Annotated in this window: 20 protein-coding genes; 11 read left to right on the top strand and 9 right to left on the bottom strand. The window is 70.7% G+C overall.

What is annotated here, in order from left to right:
• The first annotated feature begins 20 nt into the window (after positions 1 to 20).
• Positions 21 to 515, top strand: coding sequence for a pyridoxamine 5'-phosphate oxidase family protein (locus CVO96_RS13085; protein ID WP_103312613.1), 495 nt, complete (start codon positions 21 to 23; stop codon positions 513 to 515).
• Positions 516 to 663: 148 nt separating this feature from the next.
• Here CVO96_RS13085 and CVO96_RS13080 read toward each other — a convergent pair whose 3' ends face one another.
• The gene (locus CVO96_RS13080) at positions 664 to 1,134 is read right to left on the bottom strand and encodes an OmpH family outer membrane protein (RefSeq protein WP_103312612.1); all 471 of its coding nucleotides are present in this window, start codon (positions 1,132 to 1,134) and stop codon (positions 664 to 666) included.
• 97 nt (positions 1,135 to 1,231) lie between these two features.
• Positions 1,232 to 1,723 (bottom strand): OmpH/Skp family outer membrane protein, encoded by a 492-nt coding sequence (locus CVO96_RS13075; RefSeq protein ID WP_103312611.1) that lies wholly within the window; start codon positions 1,721 to 1,723, stop codon positions 1,232 to 1,234.
• Between the two features lie 184 nt (positions 1,724 to 1,907).
• On the opposite strand from CVO96_RS13075, the gene CVO96_RS13070 reads away from it, so the two are divergent.
• A complete protein-coding gene (locus CVO96_RS13070; RefSeq protein ID WP_103313481.1) occupies positions 1,908 to 2,531 on the top strand; it encodes a CBS and ACT domain-containing protein in 624 nt (207 codons plus the stop codon).
• Between the two features lie 86 nt (positions 2,532 to 2,617).
• On the opposite strand, the gene CVO96_RS13065 is transcribed toward CVO96_RS13070, so the two are convergent.
• The 5 genes from CVO96_RS13065 to CVO96_RS13045 form a co-directional block, all read right to left on the bottom strand.
• On the bottom strand, positions 2,618 to 3,247 hold the full coding sequence (locus CVO96_RS13065; RefSeq protein WP_103312610.1) for a CoA transferase subunit B: 630 nt from the start codon (positions 3,245 to 3,247) through the stop codon (positions 2,618 to 2,620).
• Between the two features lie 80 nt (positions 3,248 to 3,327).
• Positions 3,328 to 4,032, bottom strand: coding sequence for a CoA transferase subunit A (locus CVO96_RS13060; RefSeq protein ID WP_103312609.1), 705 nt, complete (start codon positions 4,030 to 4,032; stop codon positions 3,328 to 3,330).
• A 28-nt stretch (positions 4,033 to 4,060) separates the two neighbouring features.
• Entirely contained in the window at positions 4,061 to 4,807 is a 747-nt protein-coding gene (locus CVO96_RS13055) for an alpha/beta fold hydrolase (RefSeq protein ID WP_103312608.1), read from the bottom strand.
• The gene (locus CVO96_RS13050) at positions 4,800 to 5,894 is read right to left on the bottom strand and encodes an alpha/beta fold hydrolase (protein ID WP_103312607.1); all 1,095 of its coding nucleotides are present in this window, start codon (positions 5,892 to 5,894) and stop codon (positions 4,800 to 4,802) included. Before CVO96_RS13050 ends, CVO96_RS13055 begins: the two co-directional genes overlap by 8 nt.
• A 100-nt stretch (positions 5,895 to 5,994) precedes the next feature.
• Positions 5,995 to 7,176 carry a low temperature requirement protein A gene (locus CVO96_RS13045; RefSeq protein WP_103312606.1) on the bottom strand — a complete coding sequence of 394 codons (1,182 nt, stop codon included), beginning with the start codon at positions 7,174 to 7,176 and terminating at the stop codon, positions 5,995 to 5,997.
• A gap of 144 nt (positions 7,177 to 7,320) precedes the next feature.
• On the opposite strand from CVO96_RS13045, the gene CVO96_RS13040 reads away from it, so the two are divergent.
• From CVO96_RS13040 to CVO96_RS13000, 9 genes are all read left to right on the top strand, one after another.
• Complete coding sequence (locus CVO96_RS13040) at positions 7,321 to 8,481, top strand: ABC transporter substrate-binding protein (RefSeq protein WP_103312605.1); 1,161 nt, start codon at positions 7,321 to 7,323, stop codon at positions 8,479 to 8,481.
• A gap of 74 nt (positions 8,482 to 8,555) precedes the next feature.
• Positions 8,556 to 9,602 (top strand): alpha/beta fold hydrolase, encoded by a 1,047-nt coding sequence (locus CVO96_RS13035; RefSeq protein WP_103312604.1) that lies wholly within the window; start codon positions 8,556 to 8,558, stop codon positions 9,600 to 9,602.
• A gap of 28 nt (positions 9,603 to 9,630) precedes the next feature.
• A complete protein-coding gene (locus tag CVO96_RS13030; protein ID WP_103312603.1) occupies positions 9,631 to 10,506 on the top strand; it encodes a branched-chain amino acid ABC transporter permease in 876 nt (291 codons plus the stop codon).
• Positions 10,503 to 11,480, top strand: a complete 978-nt coding sequence (locus CVO96_RS13025) for a branched-chain amino acid ABC transporter permease (protein WP_243398347.1) — start codon at positions 10,503 to 10,505, stop codon at positions 11,478 to 11,480. Before CVO96_RS13030 ends, CVO96_RS13025 begins: the two co-directional genes overlap by 4 nt.
• A complete protein-coding gene (locus CVO96_RS13020) occupies positions 11,477 to 12,220 on the top strand; it encodes an ABC transporter ATP-binding protein (RefSeq protein WP_207795312.1) in 744 nt (247 codons plus the stop codon). Before CVO96_RS13025 ends, CVO96_RS13020 begins: the two co-directional genes overlap by 4 nt.
• 133 nt (positions 12,221 to 12,353) lie before the next feature.
• A complete protein-coding gene (locus tag CVO96_RS13015; protein WP_103312601.1) occupies positions 12,354 to 13,082 on the top strand; it encodes an ABC transporter ATP-binding protein in 729 nt (242 codons plus the stop codon).
• 164 nt (positions 13,083 to 13,246) lie between these two features.
• Positions 13,247 to 13,669: a hypothetical protein gene (locus CVO96_RS13010; RefSeq protein WP_103312600.1), complete on the top strand. Its 423-nt coding sequence runs from the start codon at positions 13,247 to 13,249 to the stop codon at positions 13,667 to 13,669.
• Positions 13,670 to 13,722: 53 nt separating this feature from the next.
• Positions 13,723 to 16,725, top strand: coding sequence for an AfsR/SARP family transcriptional regulator (locus CVO96_RS13005; RefSeq protein WP_103312599.1), 3,003 nt, complete (start codon positions 13,723 to 13,725; stop codon positions 16,723 to 16,725).
• A gap of 34 nt (positions 16,726 to 16,759) precedes the next feature.
• Positions 16,760 to 17,542: a 3-hydroxybutyrate dehydrogenase gene (locus tag CVO96_RS13000; protein ID WP_103312598.1), complete on the top strand. Its 783-nt coding sequence runs from the start codon at positions 16,760 to 16,762 to the stop codon at positions 17,540 to 17,542.
• Between the two features lie 141 nt (positions 17,543 to 17,683).
• Here the strand turns inward: CVO96_RS13000 and CVO96_RS12995 are convergent, their stop codons facing one another.
• Complete coding sequence (locus CVO96_RS12995; protein ID WP_243398346.1) at positions 17,684 to 18,208, bottom strand: CAP domain-containing protein; 525 nt, start codon at positions 18,206 to 18,208, stop codon at positions 17,684 to 17,686.
• Between the two features lie 129 nt (positions 18,209 to 18,337).
• Positions 18,338 to 20,392 carry a M3 family metallopeptidase gene (locus tag CVO96_RS12990; RefSeq protein WP_103312597.1) on the bottom strand — a complete coding sequence of 685 codons (2,055 nt, stop codon included), beginning with the start codon at positions 20,390 to 20,392 and terminating at the stop codon, positions 18,338 to 18,340.
• Between the last annotated feature and the right edge of the window lie 9 nt (positions 20,393 to 20,401).

Genomic DNA, 20,401 nt, shown 5'->3' with positions numbered 1-20,401 from the left:
GGGCGTGCCACGGTCAGGCCATGAGTGAACCCAGCCATCAGGACAACGTGAAGAAGATCGCCAGCATCATTGGGGACGTGAAATTCGCCATGCTGACCACGGTCACCGCCGAGGGCCACATGCACTCGCGGCCCATGACCACCCAGCAGACCGAGTTCGACGGCGACCTCTGGTTCATCGGCGACAAGCGCAGCGAGGCCGTGCAGGACATCGCCGCGCGGCCCCAGGTGAACGTGAGTTACTCGCGCCCCGACAAGGGCGAGTACGTCAGCCTGAATGGCGAGGCCAGCCTGCCCACCGACGAGGCCAAACTCGACGAGCTGTGGAGCGACTTCTACAAGGCCTACTTCGAGGGTGGCCGCGAAGACCCCAACATCCAGCTCATCAAGATTCACGCGAACGGCGCGGAATACTGGGAGAGCGACGGCAAGATTCGCACACTGTTTCAGATGGCGAAGGGCGCCGTGACCGGGAAGCAGGCCCACCCCGGCAGCAACGAGACGGTCAAGCTGTAGGAGGCGGAGACAGCGAAAAGAGAGACCCCAGGGACGGACTGCTCCTGGGGTCTCTCTTTTCACTGACGCGGCATTCCACCGGAGTCGGCCGCCCTTCCGCCTATGTTCAGGTCGCCCGGGCGGCCCGCTTCCGATCCCTTGAACGCCCTTACTTCAGGGCTTTGAGCACCGCGTTCGTCAGGTTGGCGGTCGGGTCGGCATACACGACCAGGCCGGTCTGGGCGGCCACCGTGTCGTCCATCACGACGGAGATGCCGTTGGCGCGGGCGACCTGGGCCACGACCGTGTTCAGTCGGGTGCCCAGGGGCTTGAACGCGGTCTGGATCTGCTTGTCGTAATCGGCCCGTTGCGCGGTGTACGCCTGCTGGGCCTTGGTGAGCGCCTGCTGATCGGCGGTCGAGCGCGTCGTGGCGGCCTTCGCGGCCAGCGTCTGGAGCGATGCCTGCCGGCTCTTGAGGTCTTTGTCGACCTTGGTCATCAGGGCCAGATAACTGGCGTTGCCGGGCATGGCCTTGATCAGCGTCTGCACGTTGACCATCGCCACGCGGCTCTTGCTCTGCTGGGCGTGCGGCACGGTGGCCAGCAGCGCCAGGGGAAGGAGCATCAATACCTTGTTCACGGTGTCCCCTCTTGGGTGTGGATGGGGCTTGGCCTGGGCAATGGAAAACCCCGCAGGGCGGGGCTCCCAGGTCTTGAGCTGCGTGGGGAGCGGCGGATCAGGGCTTCAGGGCCTTGACGGCCGCGTCGGTCATGTCGGTAGTCGCGTCGGCGTAGATCACGAGGCCGCTCTTCTGGGCGACCGAGCGATCCATGACGATGGCGTACCCGTTGGACTTGGCGATCGCGCCGACCGCCGTATCGACGGCCTTCTCGACGACCGCGATCTTGGGCTGGATCTGCTTGTCGTAGGCCTCGGCCTTGGACTTGATGGTGGCGACCAGCTGCTCGCGCTGCTGCTTTTCGGCGGCTGTGGCGGCGGTACCCTTGGCGTCGATGGCCTTGACCTGCTTATCGAGGCCCACCAGTTCGGCGTCGGCCTTCTTCTGCACGTCCTGGATTTCCTTGTCGTTGGGGTGGGCGGCCAGCAGTTTGGACACGTCCACGAAGCCGACCTTCTGGGGGGTGGTCTGGGCGTGGGGGGCGAGGGTTCCCAGGCCGAACGCGGCCATGAGGGCAATGGGGGCAAGTGCTTTGGCGGACATCTTCATGAGGAAGACGCTACCACGCACCTTCCTGAGCCGAATGAAGTCCTTCACAGCCGCTTCACATGCGCCGTCACGCTTCAGTCAGCTTCGCGGGGTGTTCGAGGGGGAGCCCGGTGAAGGGGCGTCCGAACCGCTCTGCAGGGCCGCATGAGCCAGCGGCCGCCTCCGGGTGATCTACACTACCCCCATGCTGGTACGCGACTGGATGACCCACGACCCCGTGACCATCACCCCGGAGACGCCCGTCATGGACGCCCTGCGGATCATCAAGGAGCGGAATTTCCGCCGCCTGCCGGTCATGGAGAACGGCCAGCTGATCGGGATCACCACCCGCAAGGATCTGAAAGACGCCATGCCCAGCAAGGCCACCACCCTGAGCGTGTGGGAGCTGAACTACCTGCTGAGCAAGCTGACCGTGGCCGAGATCATGGCCCGCCCGGTGGTCACGGCGGCCGAGAACGAGTACCTCGAAGACGCCGCCCTGCGGATGCTGGAACACCGCGTCGGCGGCCTGCCGGTGCTCAACGACGCGGGCAGACTCACCGGGGTGATCACCACCCGCGACATCCTGGAAGCCTTCACGAACATCCTGGGGATGCGCGAGGGCGGGCAGCGCCTGACCCTGGAGATGAACGACGTGCCCGGCAGCCTGGCCGCCGCCACCACCGCGATCCTGCCCAGCAACATCATCTCGGTGGCGACCTACGGCGGCGACCACGGGCGGCTGCGCTTCGTCATGCGCGTGAACGGTGAGGGCGTGCAGGACGTCCGCGAGCGGGTACGCGCGGCGGGCATCACCCTGCTGGACTGACGCTGATGGGCTGGAGCTGATGGGCTGAGTGGACGGTTCACCCGCCGTCCGCCCGGCTGGCCTGAGCCTCCGGGCGGACGGGGGGATCAGGCGTGGATCTCCGCCCCGGTCTTCGCGCGCAGTTCCTCCAGGGTCACCCCGGGGGCCAGTTCCACCAGCTTCAGCCCCTCCGGCGCCACGTCCAGCACGCCCAGATCGGTGATGATCCGGTCGACCACCCGCTGGCCGGTGAGCGGCAGGCTGCACTCGCGCAGGATCTTGTGGGCGTCACCTTTCGCGGTGTGCTCCATCAGCACGACCACGCGCTGCACGCCGGCCACCAGATCCATCGCGCCGCCCATGCCCTTGACCATCTTGCCGGGGATCATCCAGTTCGCCAGGTCGCCGTGCTCGGAGACCTGCATGGCCCCCAGGATGGCGAGGTTGATGTGGCCGCCGCGGATCATGGCGAAGCTGTCGGCGCTGGAGAAGATGCTCGCGCCGGGCAGCGCGGTCACGGTCTGCTTGCCGGCGTTGATCAGATCCGGATCGACCTCGGCTTCCGTGGGAAAGGGGCCGATGCCCAGCAGGCCGTTTTCCGACTGCAGCCAGACGCTCATGCCGGCGGGGATGTGGTTGGCGACCAGCGTCGGCAGCCCAATTCCCAGGTTGACGTAGTAGCCGTCCTGCAGTTCCTGGGCCGCGCGGGCGGCCATCTCGTCTCGTGTCCAGGGCATGAAAGCCTCCTTCGGAGGGGCGGAAGGCAGATGGTCGATGGCAGATGGCCAGAGGCGGTTGAGCCATCAGCCATCTGCTATTAGCCTTCCGCACTCCTCACCGTGCGCTGCTCGATGCGTTTCTCGGGGTGGGCGTTGAGCACCACGCGCTGCACGTAGATGCCGGGGGTGTCGATGTCGTCGGGGTCGAAGGTACCGGTCTCGACGATCTCCTCGACCTCGGCCACGGTGACGCGGCCGCAGGTGGCGACGAGCGGGTTGAAGTTGCGGGCGGTCTTGCGGTAGATCAGGTTGCCGGCGCGGTCGGCCTTCCAGGCTTTCACCAGCGCGATGTCCGCGACGATGCCGCGTTCCAGGATGTATGTCACGCCGCCGAAGTCCTTGTGCTCCTTGCCCTCGGCCACGATGGTGCCCACGCCGGTCTTGGTATAGAAGCCGGGGATACCCGCCCCGCCGGCCCGCATCCGCTCGGCCAGGGTGCCCTGCGGCGTGAACTCCAGTTCCAGCTCGCCCGCCAGGTACTGCCGCTCGAATTCCTTGTTCTCGCCCACGTAGGACGAGATCATCTTGCGGATCTGGCGGGTCTGCAGCAGCAGGCCCAGGCCCCAGCCGTCCACACCGGCGTTGTTGCTCACGGCGGTCAGGCCCATGGCGCCGGAGTCGCGCAGCGCCAGGATCAGGGCCTCGGGGATGCCGCACAGGCCGAAGCCCCCCACGGCGACGGTCTGGCCGCCGTGCACGATGTCACGGAGCGCTTCTGGAGCACTCGGGTAAACCTTGTTCATTCGACCTCCGGATGGATCAGCAGTGGGATCAGGCACTCAGGGTACTCAGGAATTCGTCGAGGCGGGCGCGGAAGCCCGCCGGGTCTTCCTGCGGGAAGCCGTGGCCACGGCCCGGCACGATCTCGGCGCGGGTGCCCAGCGCCTCGGCCTGGGCGCGCACCATGTCCGGGGTGATCAGCAGGTCGAGTTCGCCGCCCATCACGAGCGCCGGCACCCCCTGCAGCGCCGCCGCCCCGACCCGCCACTCGCCCAGCGCCCGCGCGTTGCCCTGGTAGTGCTCCGGGGCCATGCGGGCGCCGTCCTCGATGAACTGCGCGAAGTTGGCGGGCCGCCCCGAGGGGAACAGGGCGCCCAGGCTGGTCTCCAGCAGCACCGCGTTCGTGCGGAGCATGTCCAGCACCGGGTAATTCTCCTCCGGCGTGACCAGACCCCCCAGGGGGGCGCTGGCGGCCAGCACCAGGCCCGCGACGCTGCGCGGCTCCTGGGCGGCCAGTTCCAGGGCGACCGCGCCGCCCAGCGAGTGCCCCAGCAGCACCGGTCGGTTCGCGCCCCGTTCGTTCAGCCAGCCCGCCAGCCACTCGGCGTACAGCGCGATGCCGACCGGCCCCTGGTGGTAGGTGCCGCCGAAGCCCGGTAGCGTGGGCGCGAGCACGCGCCAGCCGGTGGGCGGCTCGCTGAGCAGGTCGAACCACCAGACGGCGGAGGCGAAATTGCCGTGGATGGCCACCAGCACCCGTTCGTCTGCTCCCCGATCCCGCGCTCCCCGCTCAGCCATGCGTCTCCCCCGACCTCACGCCGACCTGCGCCACGCCACGTGGCCCTGAATCCAGCAGGGCGCGCAGCGGCTCGGCAAAAGCGTGTGTGTCCATGATGCACCCCAGGTGACCATGAGGCGAGTCGAATTCGAGATGGGTGTGCCCTACGCCGGCCGCCACGCTCTGGGCGGCGAAGGCGCGCATCTCGGCCGCCGGAAAGAACCCGTCGCCGTGGATGTTGACGCTCAGGAGCCGCAGGCCGCTGCGCCGCCAGTGGGCGAACAGCACGTCCGGCGGGCAGATCGCCTCCAGGTCGTGGGTGAGCACCACCCGCCCGATGTCGAGGATGTGCGGCAGGCTGGCCGTGCCCATGCGGCCGCGCAGGTAGGCGCCGAAATCGGCGTCCCGGAACAGCGTCTCGATGCCGTCGGGGCCCAGGCCGAAGAGGGTGATCAGGCGCAGGGCCCCCTCCAGGCCGCCCGCCGGGGCCACGTCACGCAGCAGCGGGCTGAAGACGCCCCGCAGCACCGGCCCGGCCCTGGGAGAGCTGGCGATGGCCGCCACGCGCGGCGCCAGTTCCGGGGCGCGCGCCGCCCACTGCAGCGCCTGCATCCCGCCGAAGCTGGGGCCGATCACGGCGTGCCAGCGCGGCAGCTCCAGCTGGCGCATCAGTGCGAGCTGCGCCGCGTGCAGGTCGGCGAAGTCCCAGGCCGGGAAGCGCCCGCCCCAGCGCCCACCGTCCGGGTGGGGCGTGTCCGGGCCGCTGGTCACCACGCCGGGGTCGCCCGCCTGCACGTTGCTCAGCGAGTTGAGGCAGACCACGAAATAGCGCTGCGTGTCCACGGCCCTGCCGGGGCCGATCAGGGCGTCCCACCAGCCGGGCGAGCCGTCGGGCGTGATCCCCGCCGCGCGCATGGTGCCGGTGTAGTAGTGGCAGACCAGCACCGCGTTGTCGCGCGCCGCGTTGAGCTGGCCCCACGACTGGCCGCCCAGGCGCACCGGCACCTCGACCCCTGCCAGCTTCAGGGCCACCTCCAGCACCAGCGCGCCCGGTGGCCCCGCCCCCTGCACGGCCCCCCCCTCGTCCCTGCCCCCGTGGTCTTGCATCGGGCCCAAGCCTACGGGGGGGGCGTTACGCGGCGGTCACAGCGCCACTTCACGCCACCGCGGCAAGCGGCCAACACACCGCGCCCCGTTCCCAGCGGGCTCAATGCACGTCCACCCGGCCGGCCTGATCGCTGCGGAACCAGGCAGCGACGCCGACCCACATGTGCAGCAGGTGCAGGGCCACCAGCGCCGCCACCAGCGCGCCCAGCGGCATGGGCAGCAGCGGCAGCGCCAGCGCCAGCAGGGCCGTGCCCACCCGCAGCCCGGTCACCATGCGCTGATCGACCAGCCGCTCCTCCTCGACGGTGTATTCCAGCGCCGCCACCGACAGGTAGTACAGCGCGAAGCCCAGCACCAGAATCCAGCGGGTCGCTTCCTCGGCCGCGCCCGCGCCCAGCGCCACGGCGTGCGAGAGCATGGCGCCGGTCATGGTGATCCCCAGCACCAGCGGCAGGTGCAGATACGACCACGCGAAGAGCTTGATGGTGTCGCGCCGGGGCTCGCGGCGGCCGATGAAGTCGAAGTAGATCCACCACAGCCCGAAGCCCAGCAGCAGGCTGAGCACGAAGCGGGTCAGGGCCAGCGCGCCCAGCGCCTCCAGATCGGCCAGCCCGTTCACCACCCCCACCAGCCCCTCGCCCAGCACGATGATCACGAACAGGCCGAAGCGCTCGGGCAGCTTGCGGGCGGCCGAGGTAAAGAGCCGCCGCTGGCGCGGCAGGGTCGGCACCGGGGTGAGCAGGTCGATCAGCAGGCCCGCGCCCCTCAGGAGCAGCGCCAGCGGGCCGCCCACGAAGGCCGAGACCACCCACAGCGCGATGCTGAGGCTGAAGCCCCTGACGAAGATGTCGGTGACCGGCCGGAGCTGCGGGTTGTGCCGGCCCGCCCGCCACCACATCAGCGTGATGACCGTGCGCGCGAACGCGTAGGAGAGGGCGAAGCCCGCCGCGGTCTTGCTCAGGCCGTATTCCGCGCTGGCCGCCATGCCGGCGACCGCCAGCAGCTGCAGGAAGGTGAAGGCCCGGAAGCTCAGGTCGTAGGTCTCGAAGCGCTCGTTGTAGTACGTGATGCCGATCCACACCCACCACACCGGCACGAACAGCAGCACGAAGTCGCGCAGCGAGCCCCAGTCCGGGTGCTCGGTCAGGTGGTGGGCCAGCCGTGCGATCACGACCACGAAGATCAGGTCGAAGAAGAGTTCCAGGAAGGTCACGCGCCGGGCGTCCTCGCCCTCCTGGTGAAGCTGCGGTTTGTGCCACCAGCGGCGATAGTCGTGCAGCACTGAGCCCTCCTGTGTCTCCAGCGTACCCGCCGCCGGGGCAAGGGCGCCCCGGCCGAACGGTCAGGCCCCAGGCAGAGGTGGGCAGGCGGCGGTGGGCAGGGTGTAACGCCCCCGTGACGGGCCTGTCCTAGACTCCGCAGGAACATGAAAACACTCCTACTGACGGGCGTCATGCTGGCCCTCTCCTCGGCCGGCGCAGTGAAGGTCGGCGTGCTGCTTCCCCTGAGCGGCCCGAGTTCGGTGACGGGGCAGGCGGCCCGCAGCGGCTACCAGCTCGCGCTGGACGAGATCAACCAGGCCGGGGGCGTGCTGGGCAAACCCCTGGAACTGGACTTCGCCGACGACGGCAGCGCGCCGGCCAAGGCGGTGCCCGAGTTCGTCAAGCTGGTCACGGTGGACAAGGTGGACTTTATGGTCGGCGGCGTGAGCAGCGCGGTCAGCATCGCCCTGTCGGGCCCGGCCAAGCAGTACGGCACCTTCATGGCCTGGATCGGCGCGGCGGCGGTGCCCGTCGAGGACGCCTTCGCCGACCACAAGTACTTCTTCCACTACCACCCCTGGTCGTACTACAACTTCGAGGCCATCCTGGGCTACTTCAAGTACCTCAAGACCTACAAGAAGGCCAGGAACATCGCTATCGCCTACGAGGACGGCCCCTTCGGCTCGGCAGGCATCGACGCGACCGTGGACGCCTTCAAGAAGGCCGGCTTCAACGTCGTCATGACCGAGAAGTTCAAGACCGGCAGCGGCAACTTCGGGCCGCTGGTGAGCAAGGCCAAGGCCGTGAACCCCGACATCCTGTACTGGGTGGGTTACGACACCGACGCCCTGCCGCTGGCGACCGAGGTCAGGCAGCAGAACCTCAAGCTGGGCCTGATGTACGGCACGCCCCCCTCCTGGCCGGTGGGCTTCGAGAAGAACCCGCTGTCCGACAACGTCGCGGGCCTGAGCCTGTGGCTGTCGAGCAGCCCCACCCGCGAGAGCCGCGCCTTCGTGGCCGCGTACAGGAAGAAGTTCGGCACGACCACCGACGAGTATTTCGCGCCGCTGGCCTACGTGAACCTCAAGACCCTGGCCGCCGCCATCAACCGCGCGGGCAGCGTGGACAAGGACAAGGTCGCCGCCGAGCTGGCGAAGACCAACGTGCCCACGCCTTTCGGGCAGCTGACCTTCAGCAAGAGCCTGAAGACGCAGTACCAGGGCTTCAAGGCCGGCAACTGGCTGCACTTCCAGTACCTGAACGACGCCCGCGCCCCGGTCTTCCCGATCAAGTTCGCGCAAAAGCCCATGGTGTACGGCAAGTAAAGTCGGGGGGACGCTGCTCTGGGGGCCGCGCCGCTTGTGGGTGCGCGGCCCCCTTTGCGGGAAGGGAGGCACCCATGATCACGCCCAGAATGATCCACACAGGCCGCCTGAACACGCATGTCCTGGAGCGGCCCGCCACCGGAGAGTCGGGGCGCCGGCTGCTGCTGGTGCACGGCAACGTGTCGGGCTCGGCCTTCTTCCAGGAGCTGCTGGACGCGCTGCCGGCGGACATCCACGCGGTGGCCCCCGACCTGCGCGGCTACGGGGCCAGCGAGGCGAAGGGCATCGACGCCACGCGCGGCCTACGCGACTGGTCGGACGATCTCCTCTCGCTGCTGGACGCTCTGGGCTGGGAGCGCGCGCACTGGCTCGGCTGGAGCCTGGGCGGCGGCGTGATCCTGCAGGCGGCGCTGGACGCCCCGGGGCGGGTGCAGTCGCTGACGCTGGTGGCCGGAATCTCCCCCTTCGGCTTCGGCGGCACCCACGGGCCAGAGGGCGCGCCCAACGCCGCCGACTTCGCCGGCTCGGGCGGCGGCACGGTGAACGCGGGCTTCGTGGCGGCCGTGGCGGCGGGCGACCGCTCGGACGAGCCGGGCAGCCCACGCGACGTGCTGCGGAAGTACTACGTGAATCCGGCGACCTTCACGCCCACCCCTGAGCAGGAGGAGGCGTGGCTGGACGCCATGCTGAGCACCCGCACCGGGGACGACTTCTACCCCGGCGACCTGAGCCCCAGCCCCACCTGGCCCAGCGTTGCGCCGGGGACGCGGGGGGTGGCGAACGCTTTCTCTCCGAAATATCTGAACCTCTCGGCCTTTGCCCACCTGACCCCGCCGCCGCCCGTGCTGTGGGTGCGCGGCGACGCCGACACCATCGTCAGCGACACGAGCCTCTTCGATCTGGCGCAGCTCGGCGCCCTGGGGGCGGTGCCCGGCTGGCCCGGCGCGGACGTGTGCCCGCCGCAACCGATGGTCACGCAGCTGAGGGCGCTGCTGGCGCGGGCCCAGGCCAACGGAGGAAGCTGCCGCGAGATCGTGCTGCCGGGTGTGGGCCATGCCCCCTTCATCGAGGCGCCGGGCGAGTTCCTGGCCGCCCTGACCTCACATCTCGACACCACCTGAACATATCGGTTCAAAACAAGGACGGTACATGGAACTCTTTCTACAGACGCTGATCAACGGCCTGCTGCAGAGCGGCATCTACGCCCTGGTGGCCTCCGGCCTGGCGCTGGCGGTGGGTGTGGTGGGCATCGTGAACTTCGCGCACGGCGAGTACCTGATGATCGGGGCCTTCCTGGCCTGGGCGGGCAGCGCCTACTTCGGGATCGACCCACTGCTGGCGCTGCCGCTGGTGGCGCTGGCGGTCTTCGGCGTGGGCGCCCTGACCTACCGCGTCAGCATCCGGCACGTGCTGCTGGCGCCCGAGCTGAACCAGATGCTGCTGACCTTCGGGCTGGGCATCCTGCTGCAGAACCTCGCGCTGATGATCATGGGCGGCAACACCCGCACGGTGAGCACCCCGTACCAGGCGAGTAGCCTGAGCCTCGGAGAACTCAGCGTCGGCGGCCCCAAGGCCATCGCCTTCGGGCTGGCCGTGCTGATCCTGGGGGCGCTGTATGGGGTGCTGTACCGCACCACCCTGGGCCGGCAGATGCGCGCCGTGGCCCAGAACCGCCGGGGCGCCCAACTCATCGGCATCGACGTGGATCGGGTGTACCTGCTGGCCTTCGGGGTGTCGTGCGCGCTGGCGGCGGTGGCGGGCGTGCTGGTCTCCGTGCTGCTGTTCGCCTCGCCCACCGTGGGGCTGGTGTTCGCCCTCAAGGCGTTCGCCATCATCGTGATGGCGGGGCTGGGGAACCTGACGGGCGTGCTGTGGGCCTCGGTGATCCTGGGGCTCTCGGAGGCGCTGGTGCAGACCTACGTGCCGGGCGGCGGCGGCTGGAGCGACGCGGTGTTCTTCCTGATGATCTTCGGCACGCTGGTCTGGCGCTCGTACCAGGGTGCCTTCTTCCGGAGGGCCACGTGAGCGCCGCAGCGTCCATGCCCGCGTCCAGACGCGCGGCGGAATTCCGCTGGACGAAGCTGCTGCCGCTGGCCCTCTTCTTCGCGCTGGCCCTTGCCTTCCCCTTCCTGCCGCTGGGCGACCGGCGCGAATTCCTGCTGCAGATCGGCTTCTTCACGCTGGTGGCCGGAATCCTGGCGCTGTCGTGGGACATCCTGGCGCGCTCCGGGCAGGTGTCGCTGGCACACGCGGCCTTCTACGGGCTGGGGGCGTACGGGTCGGCGCTGCTGCTGAGGGCGGGGCTGCCGTGGGGCCTGGCCCTGCCGCTCGCCGCGCTGCTCGCGGGCGGGGTCAGCCTGATCCTGGGCGCCGTGACCATGCGCCTGAGCGGCATGTACTTCGCCATCGCCACGCTGGCCTTCACCGAGGTGCTGCGCACCGTCATCCAGAACCTGCCGGAGTCGGTCGCCGGGGGCGCGAACGGGATGCTGGTGCCCGCGCTGCTGGGCGGCAACTCGCGCGGGCAGTATCTGGTGGCCCTGAGCCTGCTGGGCCTGACCGCCCTCGTGAGCCTCGCCGTGCGCCTGACCCGCCTGCACCACGCCTTCGCCGCCATCCGGCAGGGCGAGGAAACGGCGCGGGTGCTGGGCGTCTCGGTGGTGCGCTACAAGCTGGCGGCCTTCTTCATCTCCAGTGCGCTGGCGGCGCTGGCGGGCGGCTTGTACGCGGGCAAGACCTTCTTCATCAACCCGCTGGAGACCTTCTCCCTGGCGAACTCCATCGCGCCCCTCACGACCTCGATCTTTGGCGGGCTGTACACCACCCTGGGGCCGATCCTGGGCGCCACCGTACTGCGCGTGGCGGAAGAACTGCTGCACAACTCGGTGAAGAACGGCTACCTCGTCGTCTACGGCCTGGTGCTGATGCTGAGCATCCTGTGGCTGCCGCGTGGCATCGTGGGGCTGTGGCGGCGCGGGCGGCACGGGGGCGACCTGTGAGCGGCGAGATCGTGCTCCGGGCCGAGGGTCTCTCCAAACGTTTTGGGGGCCTGAACGCCGTGCAGGACGTGAGCTTTACCCAGTACGAGGGCGAGATCCTGGCGGTCATCGGGCCGAACGGGGCCGGCAAGACGACGCTGCTGAACCTGCTCTCGGGCGTCTACCGCCCCAGCGCGGGCCGCCTGCACCTGCTGGGCCAGGACGTGACCGACGCGCCCATCGAGCACCGCTGCTGGCTCGGCCTGGGCCGTGCCTTCCAGATCGTGCGCCCTTTCCCCGAGATGACCGTGCATGAGAACGTGACCGTGGGCGCGCTGTTCGGTCAGCGCGGGATGACCCTGCCCACCGCCCGCGAACGCGCCTACGACCTGCTGGAACGCACCGGCCTGGCCGCCCACGCCGACAAGGCCGCGCACGAACTGACCCTGTTGCAGGACAAGCGCCTGGAGGTGGCCCGCGCGCTGGCGACCCAGCCCCAGGTGCTGCTGCTCGACGAGGTGATGGCGGGGCTGCGGCCGGCCGAGGCCCAGGAGGCGGTGTCCCTGGTTCGCAGCGTGCGCGACAGCGGGATCAGCGTGCTGTTTATCGAGCACATCATGCCGGTGGTGCGCGATCTGGCCGACCGGGTGGTGGTCATGGATCAGGGTCAGGTGCTGGCCCAGGGCACCTACCGCGAGGTTACGGGGAATCCACAGGTGGTCGCAGCGTATCTGGGAACGGAAGCGGAGTTGCAGGCATGAGGGGCGGAACAGCGGCATCCGCCCCTGTTCCCGAGCGGAGCGAGCGGGGATCAACAGGGGCGAGCCTGATGGGCGAGAAGCAGAGAGCGGATAACACAGGACAGATGGCTCAGTCCACTACCCGGAGGGCTGGATGACGAACATTCACGGCCAGGAACTGGTCATCGAGAACCTCGCGGCCGGCTACGGCAAGGTGCAGGTGCTGTGGGACGTTTCGGTGCGGGTCGCGCCCGGCGAGTTCGTGGCGATGATCGGGGCGAACGGGGCGGGCAAGACGACCACGCTGCGCGCCGTGAGCGGTGTCGTGAAGCCCTCGGCGGGGCGCATCACGCTGGGCGGGCAGGACATCACGCGGGCCAGCCCGTCGCAGATCGTGGCGCTGGGGCTGGGCCATGTGCCCGAGGGCCGCGAGCTGTTCCCGCACATGAGCGTGCTGGAAAACCTGGAACTCGGCGCCGCCATGCGTGAGGAGGCCCGCCACGCGCGGGCACAGACCCTGGAGCAGGTCTACGGGCTGTTCCCCCGGCTGCAGGAACGCGCCGGGCAACTGGCGGGCACGCTGTCGGGCGGCGAGCAGCAGATGGTCGCGGTGGGCCGCGCGCTGATGGGCTGCCCCTCGGTGCTGGTGGTGGACGAGCCCAGCCTGGGCCTCTCGCCGCTGATGACCCAGACCGTGTTCGGCGCCCTGAAGGCCGTGAACGCCGAGGGCGTGAGCGTGCTGCTGGTCGAGCAGAACGTGGGCCTGAGCCTGCGGCTGGCGAACCGCGCGTATGTGCTGGAGAACGGACAGGTGGTCAAAACGGGCAGCGGACAGGAACTGCTGGCCGATCCAGCCGTGCGCGAGGCGTATCTGGCGCTGTGATCCGGGGCGGTGAGGGCGGGGCCGCTTCGACGTGGGGTAGGGGATTTGCCAGCACAGACGGCAGACCATAAATCCCGCCCTCACCCCTGTGCTGGGACTCGGCTTCAGACTGTCCGGACGGAGGGCTGATGGAGTCGACCCACGCTCAGGCACACAGGCGGAGTGTGTTCGCCCTCACCTCGGCCACCCTGCTGCTGGCCGTGCTGGGCTGGACGTTCTGGTTCCTCGTGTCGGCGCCCCCGACCGTGCCTATCCGCATGCGACTGGACGACGATCCGGCACCGGGCAGCCCGTGGCGGATCGTGATCATCCCGCTCGCCATGACGCTGGTCTACGGGGTGCTGGGACACGCGGAACGCGTGGGAGTGGTCAACTCGCCGTCGCCGGAGGGGTACACGCCGGAGGAGGCGCGGCGGATCGCGGCAGGACTCCGGCTGCTGTGCATGGGCCTGTTCGTGGTGATCCCGCTGGCAATGGTGGCCGGCGGACACTGGAGCTGGGGCGAGGCGGGCCGGAACATGCTGATCTGCATGGCCTTCTCGGTCTCGGGGCTGCTGAGCGTGCGCGTCCTCCCGCGTCGGCGCTGAGTTCAGTCCCGTCCCCCGCCCTGCTAGCATCCGGGCGGCGATGACCCCCGACTATGACCCTCAACTGGCGTGACCTGACCTCGGCGCGGCGTGCGCGCTGGCCGGCGGTGCGCGGCGCGATGCCCAGGCCCCGGCTGCAGGCGGCCTGGGCCGGCTCGCAGGTGCTGTTGGTGGTCGCCCCGGCCGGCTACGGCAAGACGACCGCGCTGGCAGCGGGGGCAGCGCCCGCGGGCCACCCCCAGGTCTGGCTGACCCTGGACGCCGACGCCGCCGACCCGCAGGGACTGGCGGCGGGGCTGGCGCTGGCGGTCGAGGGCCTGACGGGCGGCGCGGGCCCCGGCGCGCTGCTGGACGCCGGCGCCGCGCCGCGCCGGGTGGCCGCGAAGGTGGCCGACGTGCTGGACGCCAGCCGCGCGACCCTGGTGCTGGACGAGGCGCAGCACCTGACCGGGCCGCTGACCGGCGACCTGCTGCGCGAACTGCTCGACTGCGGCGCGGGGCGAGTGGCGCTGCTCTCGCGGCTGCCGTTGCCGCTGGTCGAACTGACGCGGCTGGAGGCGGCCGGGGTGGTGAGGCGGCTCTCGGCCGCCGACCTGAGCTTCACGCGGGAGGAACTGGGGGAACTGCTGCAGGCCCAGGGGCTGAGCCCCAGCGCCGCCGATCTGGGGCTGGCCCACTCACTCACGGAGGGCTGGCCGATCGCGGCGCGCTTTCTGGCCCAGGCCGCCGCCCAGGGCCGCGTGCGGCTGGCCGACCTGGCCGATCTGGACGGCGGCGAGGCCCAGCTGGGCACCCTCTTCAGCTATCTGGCCCAGGAGGTGCTGGGGCCGCTGGAGCCCTCGCTCCGCACCCTCCTGACCCGCAGTTCGGTCTTCGAGGAACTGACTCCGGAACTGCTCGCGGACGTGCTGGAGCAGCCCGACGCCGGGGCGCTGCTGGAGGCGCTGGCCCGCAGCGGCACCTTCCTGACCCGCGCTGGCGATCGGGTGTACCGCGCCCACCCGCTGCTGCGCGCCCACCTGCGCGGCCTGCTGCCCGCCGCCGAGGGGCAGGCGCTCGCCGCGCGGGGGGCCGCCTTCTTCGAGCGCAGCGGCCGCCCGCGCCGGGCCATGGCGGCGCACCTGCTGGCCGGGCACGCGCCGCGCGCCGCCGAACTGCTGGCCGAACACGGCGGGGGCTGGCTGGCGCAGGGCCGCGTGACCCTCGCCCTGCGGAGCCTCAGTCGTCTGCCACGCGCCGCCTGGACCCCCCAGTTGCACGCGCTGGCGGGCGACGCGCTGCGGCATTCGTCGCGCTACGCCGAGGCGCTGGCGGAATACGCCCAGGCCACCCCCCTGCAGCGGGCCCTAGGCGAAATCCAGGTCGCGCTGGACACGGTGCAGCCGGATCTGGCCTGGGCGCCCCTGGAGGTGGCCCAGACCCTGGCGGGTGAGGACAAGGGCGCCCTCCTGAGCCGTCTGCGCGCCGAGAACCTGCTCAACGCGGGCCGTCTGGGAGCGGCGGTGCAGGCCGAACCCGCACTGGCCCTGGGCGCCCGCTACGCCCTGCGCTCGGGCGACCTGAACCGGGCCCTGGAACTGGCCCGGCAGGCGGCCCAGGGCGAGATGGGCGGCGCACGGGCGGCCCAGAACCACCGCGAGGGGCTGCTGCTGGCCAGCTTCCTGCACGCCCTGCAGGGCGACCCGGAGGCCGCCGCGCTGGCCGCCCGGGAGGGGCTGCGCGAGGGCGAGCGGCTGGAGAGCCCCTTCGTGCAGTCGCTCGCCCTGGCCCGCCTGGGGCACGCGCAGCTGGGCGCCCAGGACGAGGCCGGGGCACGGGCGTCCTACGCCCAGGCGCTGGAACTGGCGCAGGGGGTGGCCGCGCGGCTGCGGGTCGAGCCGCTGATGGGCCTGGCCTTCCTGGCGGGCCGCGCCGGAGACGCGGGCCAGGCGGCGGCGCTGGCGCAGGAGGCGCTCGCGCAGACCAGCGGCGACGGCTACGTGGCGGGGCTGGTGCACCTGATGGGAGCGCTAGGCCGGCTCCAGGCCGGTGGGGCAGGGATCGCAGACTTCGACGCCGCGCAGGACGCCTTCCAGGCCTGCACCGACGCCTTCGGGCTGGCCTGTGTGGCGCTGGCCCGCTTTGCCCTGGAACCAGGCAGCGCGGCCCTCCCGGCGGCGCATGCGGCGGCGCGCTATCCCTTCCTGCTGGCCCGCCGCTCGCTCTTCTCCCCGGCGCTCGAACGCGCCGGGCGCGGCGCCCTGCTGGCCCGGCTGGTGGCGGCGCACCCGGAGGTCGGCCCGGCGCTCATGCCGGCGGCACGGGCCCTGGGCTACGCCGAACTGCCCACCCCCGCCGACACCCCGGGCTTCGAGGCCCACGTTCAGGTGCTGGGCCGCGTGCAGGTCACGCGCAGCGTGGAACCCCGGGCGCGCGAGTGGGGCCGCGCCAAGGCCCGCGACCTGTTGGCCCTGCTGGTCGTCCACCCCGGCGGCCTGCCGCGCGAGGTGGCCCAGGAGGCGCTGTTCCCGGAGGCCGATCCGGGCGTGGGGGAGCGCAACTTCCGGGTCACCCTGCACGCGCTGGGGCAGGTGCTGGAGGAGGGCGCCCCCAGCGGCGTGTTTGTGGAGCGGGGCGAGTGGCTGCGCCTGCGCCCGGGCCCCGACCTGCACGTGGATCTGTGGGCGGCGCAGGGGGCGCTGGAGGCCCCTCCCGGCGACCCGGGCCGGCTGGAGGCGCTGCTGGCCCTGCCCGGCCGCCTGGCCGACTGCGACCTGCCCGACGTCCAGCGCGAGGCCGGGCGCTACGCCCTGCGGCTCCCCGAGGCGCTGTGCGAGGAAGCCCAGTGGGCGCTGGAGAGGAATCAGCCGGAGCGCGCCCAGCACGCCGCCGAACGGGCCCAGGCGCTGGACGCCGCGCACGAGCCCGCCGCGCGGGTGCTGATGCGCGCCCACCACAGCCGGGGCAACGCGGCCGCCGCGCAGCGCGTGTACAGCGCCCTGAAGGTCGCCCTGCGGGAACTGGCGCTGGAGCCCCTGCCCGAGACGGTGGCCCTGTCCCGCGCGCTGGGCGGGTAACGGCGGCGTGATACCCGGGCTCTAGACTCCGCCCATGACGACTCAGGGGCAACAGCGCACGGAAGACCGGGTGGCCCTCGTGACCGGCGGCACCAGCGGCATCGGGCTGGCGATCGCCCTGAAACTGCGCGCGGACGGCCTGCGCGTCGCGGTGCTGGATCTGGATCGGCCCCAGGCGCGCGAGGTCGCGGCCGGGCACGGGCTGACGTTCATCGGCGCCGACCTGTCGCGGCGCCCGGACTGCCGGTGCGGTATCGACGAGGCCGTGGCGGCGCTGGGCGGCCTGGACGTGCTCGTGAACAACGCCGGTTTCCAGCACATCGACCCCATCGCGGACTTCCCTGAGGACACCTGGGACACCATGCTGGCGGTCATGCTGACCGCGCCCTTTCTGCTCAGCAAGTACGCTTGGCCACACCTGCGCCGCAGCGGGCAGGGCCGCATCCTCAACGTGGCGAGCATCCACGGGCAGGTCGCCAGCCCCTACAAGGCCGCGTACATCAGCGCCAAGCACGGAGTGATCGGCCTGACCCGCACGGCCGCGCTGGAGGGCGGCGCCCAGGGCATCACTGCCAACGCGCTGTGCCCGGCCTATGTCCGCACACCGCTGGTCGAGAACCAGATCGCCGACCAGGCCCGGACGCGTGGCATCAGCACCCAGCAGATCGAGCAGACGGTCATGCTGGAGCCGGCCGCGATCAAGCAGCTCCTGAACCCGGAGGACGTGGCCGCGCTCGCCAGTTACGTGATCAGCCCCGCCGCCTGGGGCATGACCGGAGCGGTGCTCAACCTCGATCTGGGCTGGACGGCGAGGTGAGGAGGCAGAAGGCTAATGGCGGATGGCAGAAGGCTTGAAAGATGAGGGCGTGCGCTGGTGGGCGAGGTTGTGCACCGCCCACCATTTAACCGCCCTGCCGTCCCTGGCCTTATGCCATCTGCCGTCTGCCCTCTGCCTCCCCTACCTCTGACCGCTGCTGAGCACCACCACATAGGCCGTGCCGCGTGAACTCTGGATCACGCTGGCGCCGGCGTGGGTGTAGCGCCCCTCGGTCATCCAGAAGCAGTGGACGGGGCTGTTCAGCCACCACTGCATGGCCTGTTCGGGGTTCAGGCCGCCGCTCATGTAGATGATCTCGGTCACGCTCACCGCGTCGATGCCGGTGCTGGCGGCCCGGATGCGCGGGGTGCTGCCGCCGGGGCCGTCGTGCGAGACCCGCCCGGACTGGCCCATGTAGGTCGCCTGCAGGCGCGCCGCCTGGGCGTGCTGGGCCGAGGGCATCAGCGTCTGAGCCGGCGGTCGCCGGCCGCTGCCGGGACAGGTCACGCCCTGGGCGCGCACCTCGTTCAGCTGGGCCAGCAGCTGGCGCTCGGCGGCCGACTGGAGCGGAACCGTCTGCGCGGAGGCGGCGCCCCACCCCACGGCAGTCAGGCAAAGGGCGCTCAGGGCGGCGAGGGCCGTCATGGTCGGATGGAACGCGGGCATGGTGGCCGGAGCATAGAGCCTGCGGTGTCACAGGTTTCATCTCATGAACGCGTCCCGGCTCATGAAGCCGCCCAACGCCGGAAACACCACCGGAGTTCGCCTGCCGGTGGTGTCCCAGATCCTCTGCGCTCAGCGCGCGGCGTTCAAGATCCCGCTGCGGCGCAGCAGGGCGTCGGGGTCGGGGTCGCGGCCCATGAACTCGCGGTACAGGGCGCCGGGATCGTCGCTGTTGCCCCGGCTCAGCACGCTGTCCACGAAGGCGCGGCCGGTCTCGCGGTTGAAGATGCCCTCCTGGGCGAAGCGGGAGAAGGCGTCGGCGTCCAGCACCTCGGCCCACTTGTAGGAGTAGTAGCCCGCGCCGTAGCCCACGGGCGAGGAGAACAGGTGACCGAAGGCCGCCACCATGGCGTAGTCCTCGGGCAGCTCGTAGGGGTAGAAGCGCGACATGACCTCGCGGGCCAGCCGCACCGGGTCGGTATCTGAGGCCGGGTCGTACTCCACGTGCAGGGTCAGGTCGGTCAGGCCCAGCGAGTACTGCCGCATGGACGCGCTCGCCGCGCGGTAGTTGCGGGCCGCGACCATGCGCGAGAACAGCTCGTCCGGCAGGGCCTCGCCGCTCTGGTAGTGGCGGGCGAACAGGTTCAGGGCCTCGCGTTCCATGACCCAGTTCTCCATGATCTGGCTGGGCAGTTCCACGAAGTCCCAGGCGACGTTGGTGCCCGCCAGCGAGCGCACCGGCACCCGCGACAGGGCGTGGTGCAGCAGGTGGCCGAACTCGTGGAACACCGTCTCGACCTCGCTGATCGACAGCAGGGCGGGCGTGTCGCCACTGGGCGGGGTCATGTTGCCGCACATCAGGCCCAGGTGGGGCTCCACGCCGCCCTGGCTGGGGCCGCCGGTGATGAAGGCGTTCATCCAGGCGCCGCCGCGCTTGGTGTCGCGGGGGAACCAGTCGGTGTAGAACGAGGCGATGTGGGTGCCGTCCTCGGCCAGGATGTCGAAGTAGCGCACCTCGGGGTGCCAGCCGGGCGCCTGGGCTTCTTTGACCGTGGCGCCGAACACGCGCCGGGTGATCTCGAACATGCCGCTGAGCACGCTGTCGAGCGGGAAATACGGGCGCAGCTGCTCCTCGTCGAAATCGTACTTCGCCTGGCCCTGCTTCTCGGCCCAGTAGGCCACGTCCCAGGCTTCCAGCGTGGGCGCGTCCTGGCCGGCCTGGGCGCGGTAGAAGGCCTGCAGCTCGGCGTTCTCGGCCTCGAAGCTGGGGCGGGTGCGGGCCTCGAGGTCGCGCTCGAAGTTCAGGGCGACCTCGCCCGCGCCGGCCATGCGGTCTTCCAGCACGTAATCGGCGAAGTTGGCGAAGCCCAGCATCTGCGCCTTCTCGCGCCGCAGGGCCAGGATCTCGCGGATCAGCGGGCGGTTGTCGCGGCCCTCCTGGCGGCCCACCTGCCCCTGGGCCTCCCACAGCTGCTGACGCAGCGAGCGGTCGTCGGCGTAGGTCAGCACCGGGCCGTACACCGGAAAATGCAGGGTCAGGCGGTGGCCCTCCTGGCCGTGCTCCTCGGCGTCCCGGCGGGTCGCGTCCTGCACGCGCGCCGGCACGCCCGCCAGGCGCCCCTGCGGCACGTACAGTTCATAGGCGGCGGTGGCGTCCAGCACGTTCTTGCCGAAGTCGTTGGTGATCTGGGCCAGGCGGGTGTTCAGCTCGGTCAGGCGGGCCTTGGCTTCGTCCGGCAGGTCGGCGCCCCCCCGGCGGAAGTCGTCGATGGTCAGCTTCAGGTGCCGCGCCTGCACCGGGTCGAGGGCCTGGGCCTGGGGCGTCCGGGCGTAGGCCTTCAGGGCCGCCCACAGCCCGGGATGCAGGCTCAGGGCGCTGCGGAATTCGCTGACCTTGGGAATGATCGCCTTGCGGGCCGCCTTCCAGTCGTCGCTGGTGACCACGCCGTCCAGGTGCGACACGATGGTGTTCACCGTGTCGAGCTGCTCGGTCAGGGTGTCCAGATCGGCCATGAAGTTCTGGAAGCCCCGATCCGGCGCGGCGGCCAGGTGCTCCAGCTTCCCGGCGGTCAGGGCCAGCAGCGTGTCCACCGCGCTTTCGGCGTGCTCCGGCCGGATCTGGTCGAAGGGAATCTTGAACCCCAGATTGAGCAGGGGGTTGGCGCTCGGCACAAGGTCGCTGGACATCCTGAAAAG

The sequence above is a fragment of the Deinococcus koreensis genome, from assembly GCF_002901445.1.
GTDB lineage: Bacteria > Deinococcota > Deinococci > Deinococcales > Deinococcaceae > Deinococcus > Deinococcus koreensis.
Note: the sequence above shows the minus strand (reverse complement) of the source record. Positions and strands in the feature narration are given on the sequence as shown.

Coding starts and splice junctions, on each gene's coding strand:
- CVO96_RS13085 (WP_103312613.1), top strand. CDS start 21: ATGAGTGAACCCAGCCATCAGGACAACGTGAAGAAGATCGCCAGCATC.
- CVO96_RS13075 (WP_103312611.1), bottom strand. CDS start 1,723: ATGAAGATGTCCGCCAAAGCACTTGCCCCCATTGCCCTCATGGCCGCG.
- CVO96_RS13070 (WP_103313481.1), top strand. CDS start 1,908: ATGCTGGTACGCGACTGGATGACCCACGACCCCGTGACCATCACCCCG.
- CVO96_RS13065 (WP_103312610.1), bottom strand. CDS start 3,247: ATGCCCTGGACACGAGACGAGATGGCCGCCCGCGCGGCCCAGGAACTG.
- CVO96_RS13060 (WP_103312609.1), bottom strand. CDS start 4,032: ATGAACAAGGTTTACCCGAGTGCTCCAGAAGCGCTCCGTGACATCGTG.
- CVO96_RS13055 (WP_103312608.1), bottom strand. CDS start 4,807: ATGGCTGAGCGGGGAGCGCGGGATCGGGGAGCAGACGAACGGGTGCTG.
- CVO96_RS13050 (WP_103312607.1), bottom strand. CDS start 5,894: ATGCAAGACCACGGGGGCAGGGACGAGGGGGGGGCCGTGCAGGGGGCG.
- CVO96_RS13040 (WP_103312605.1), top strand. CDS start 7,321: ATGAAAACACTCCTACTGACGGGCGTCATGCTGGCCCTCTCCTCGGCC.
- CVO96_RS13035 (WP_103312604.1), top strand. CDS start 8,556: ATGATCACGCCCAGAATGATCCACACAGGCCGCCTGAACACGCATGTC.
- CVO96_RS13030 (WP_103312603.1), top strand. CDS start 9,631: ATGGAACTCTTTCTACAGACGCTGATCAACGGCCTGCTGCAGAGCGGC.
- CVO96_RS13015 (WP_103312601.1), top strand. CDS start 12,354: ATGACGAACATTCACGGCCAGGAACTGGTCATCGAGAACCTCGCGGCC.
- CVO96_RS13005 (WP_103312599.1), top strand. CDS start 13,723: ATGACCCTCAACTGGCGTGACCTGACCTCGGCGCGGCGTGCGCGCTGG.
- CVO96_RS13000 (WP_103312598.1), top strand. CDS start 16,760: ATGACGACTCAGGGGCAACAGCGCACGGAAGACCGGGTGGCCCTCGTG.
- CVO96_RS12995 (WP_243398346.1), bottom strand. CDS start 18,208: ATGCCCGCGTTCCATCCGACCATGACGGCCCTCGCCGCCCTGAGCGCC.
- CVO96_RS12990 (WP_103312597.1), bottom strand. CDS start 20,392: ATGTCCAGCGACCTTGTGCCGAGCGCCAACCCCCTGCTCAATCTGGGG.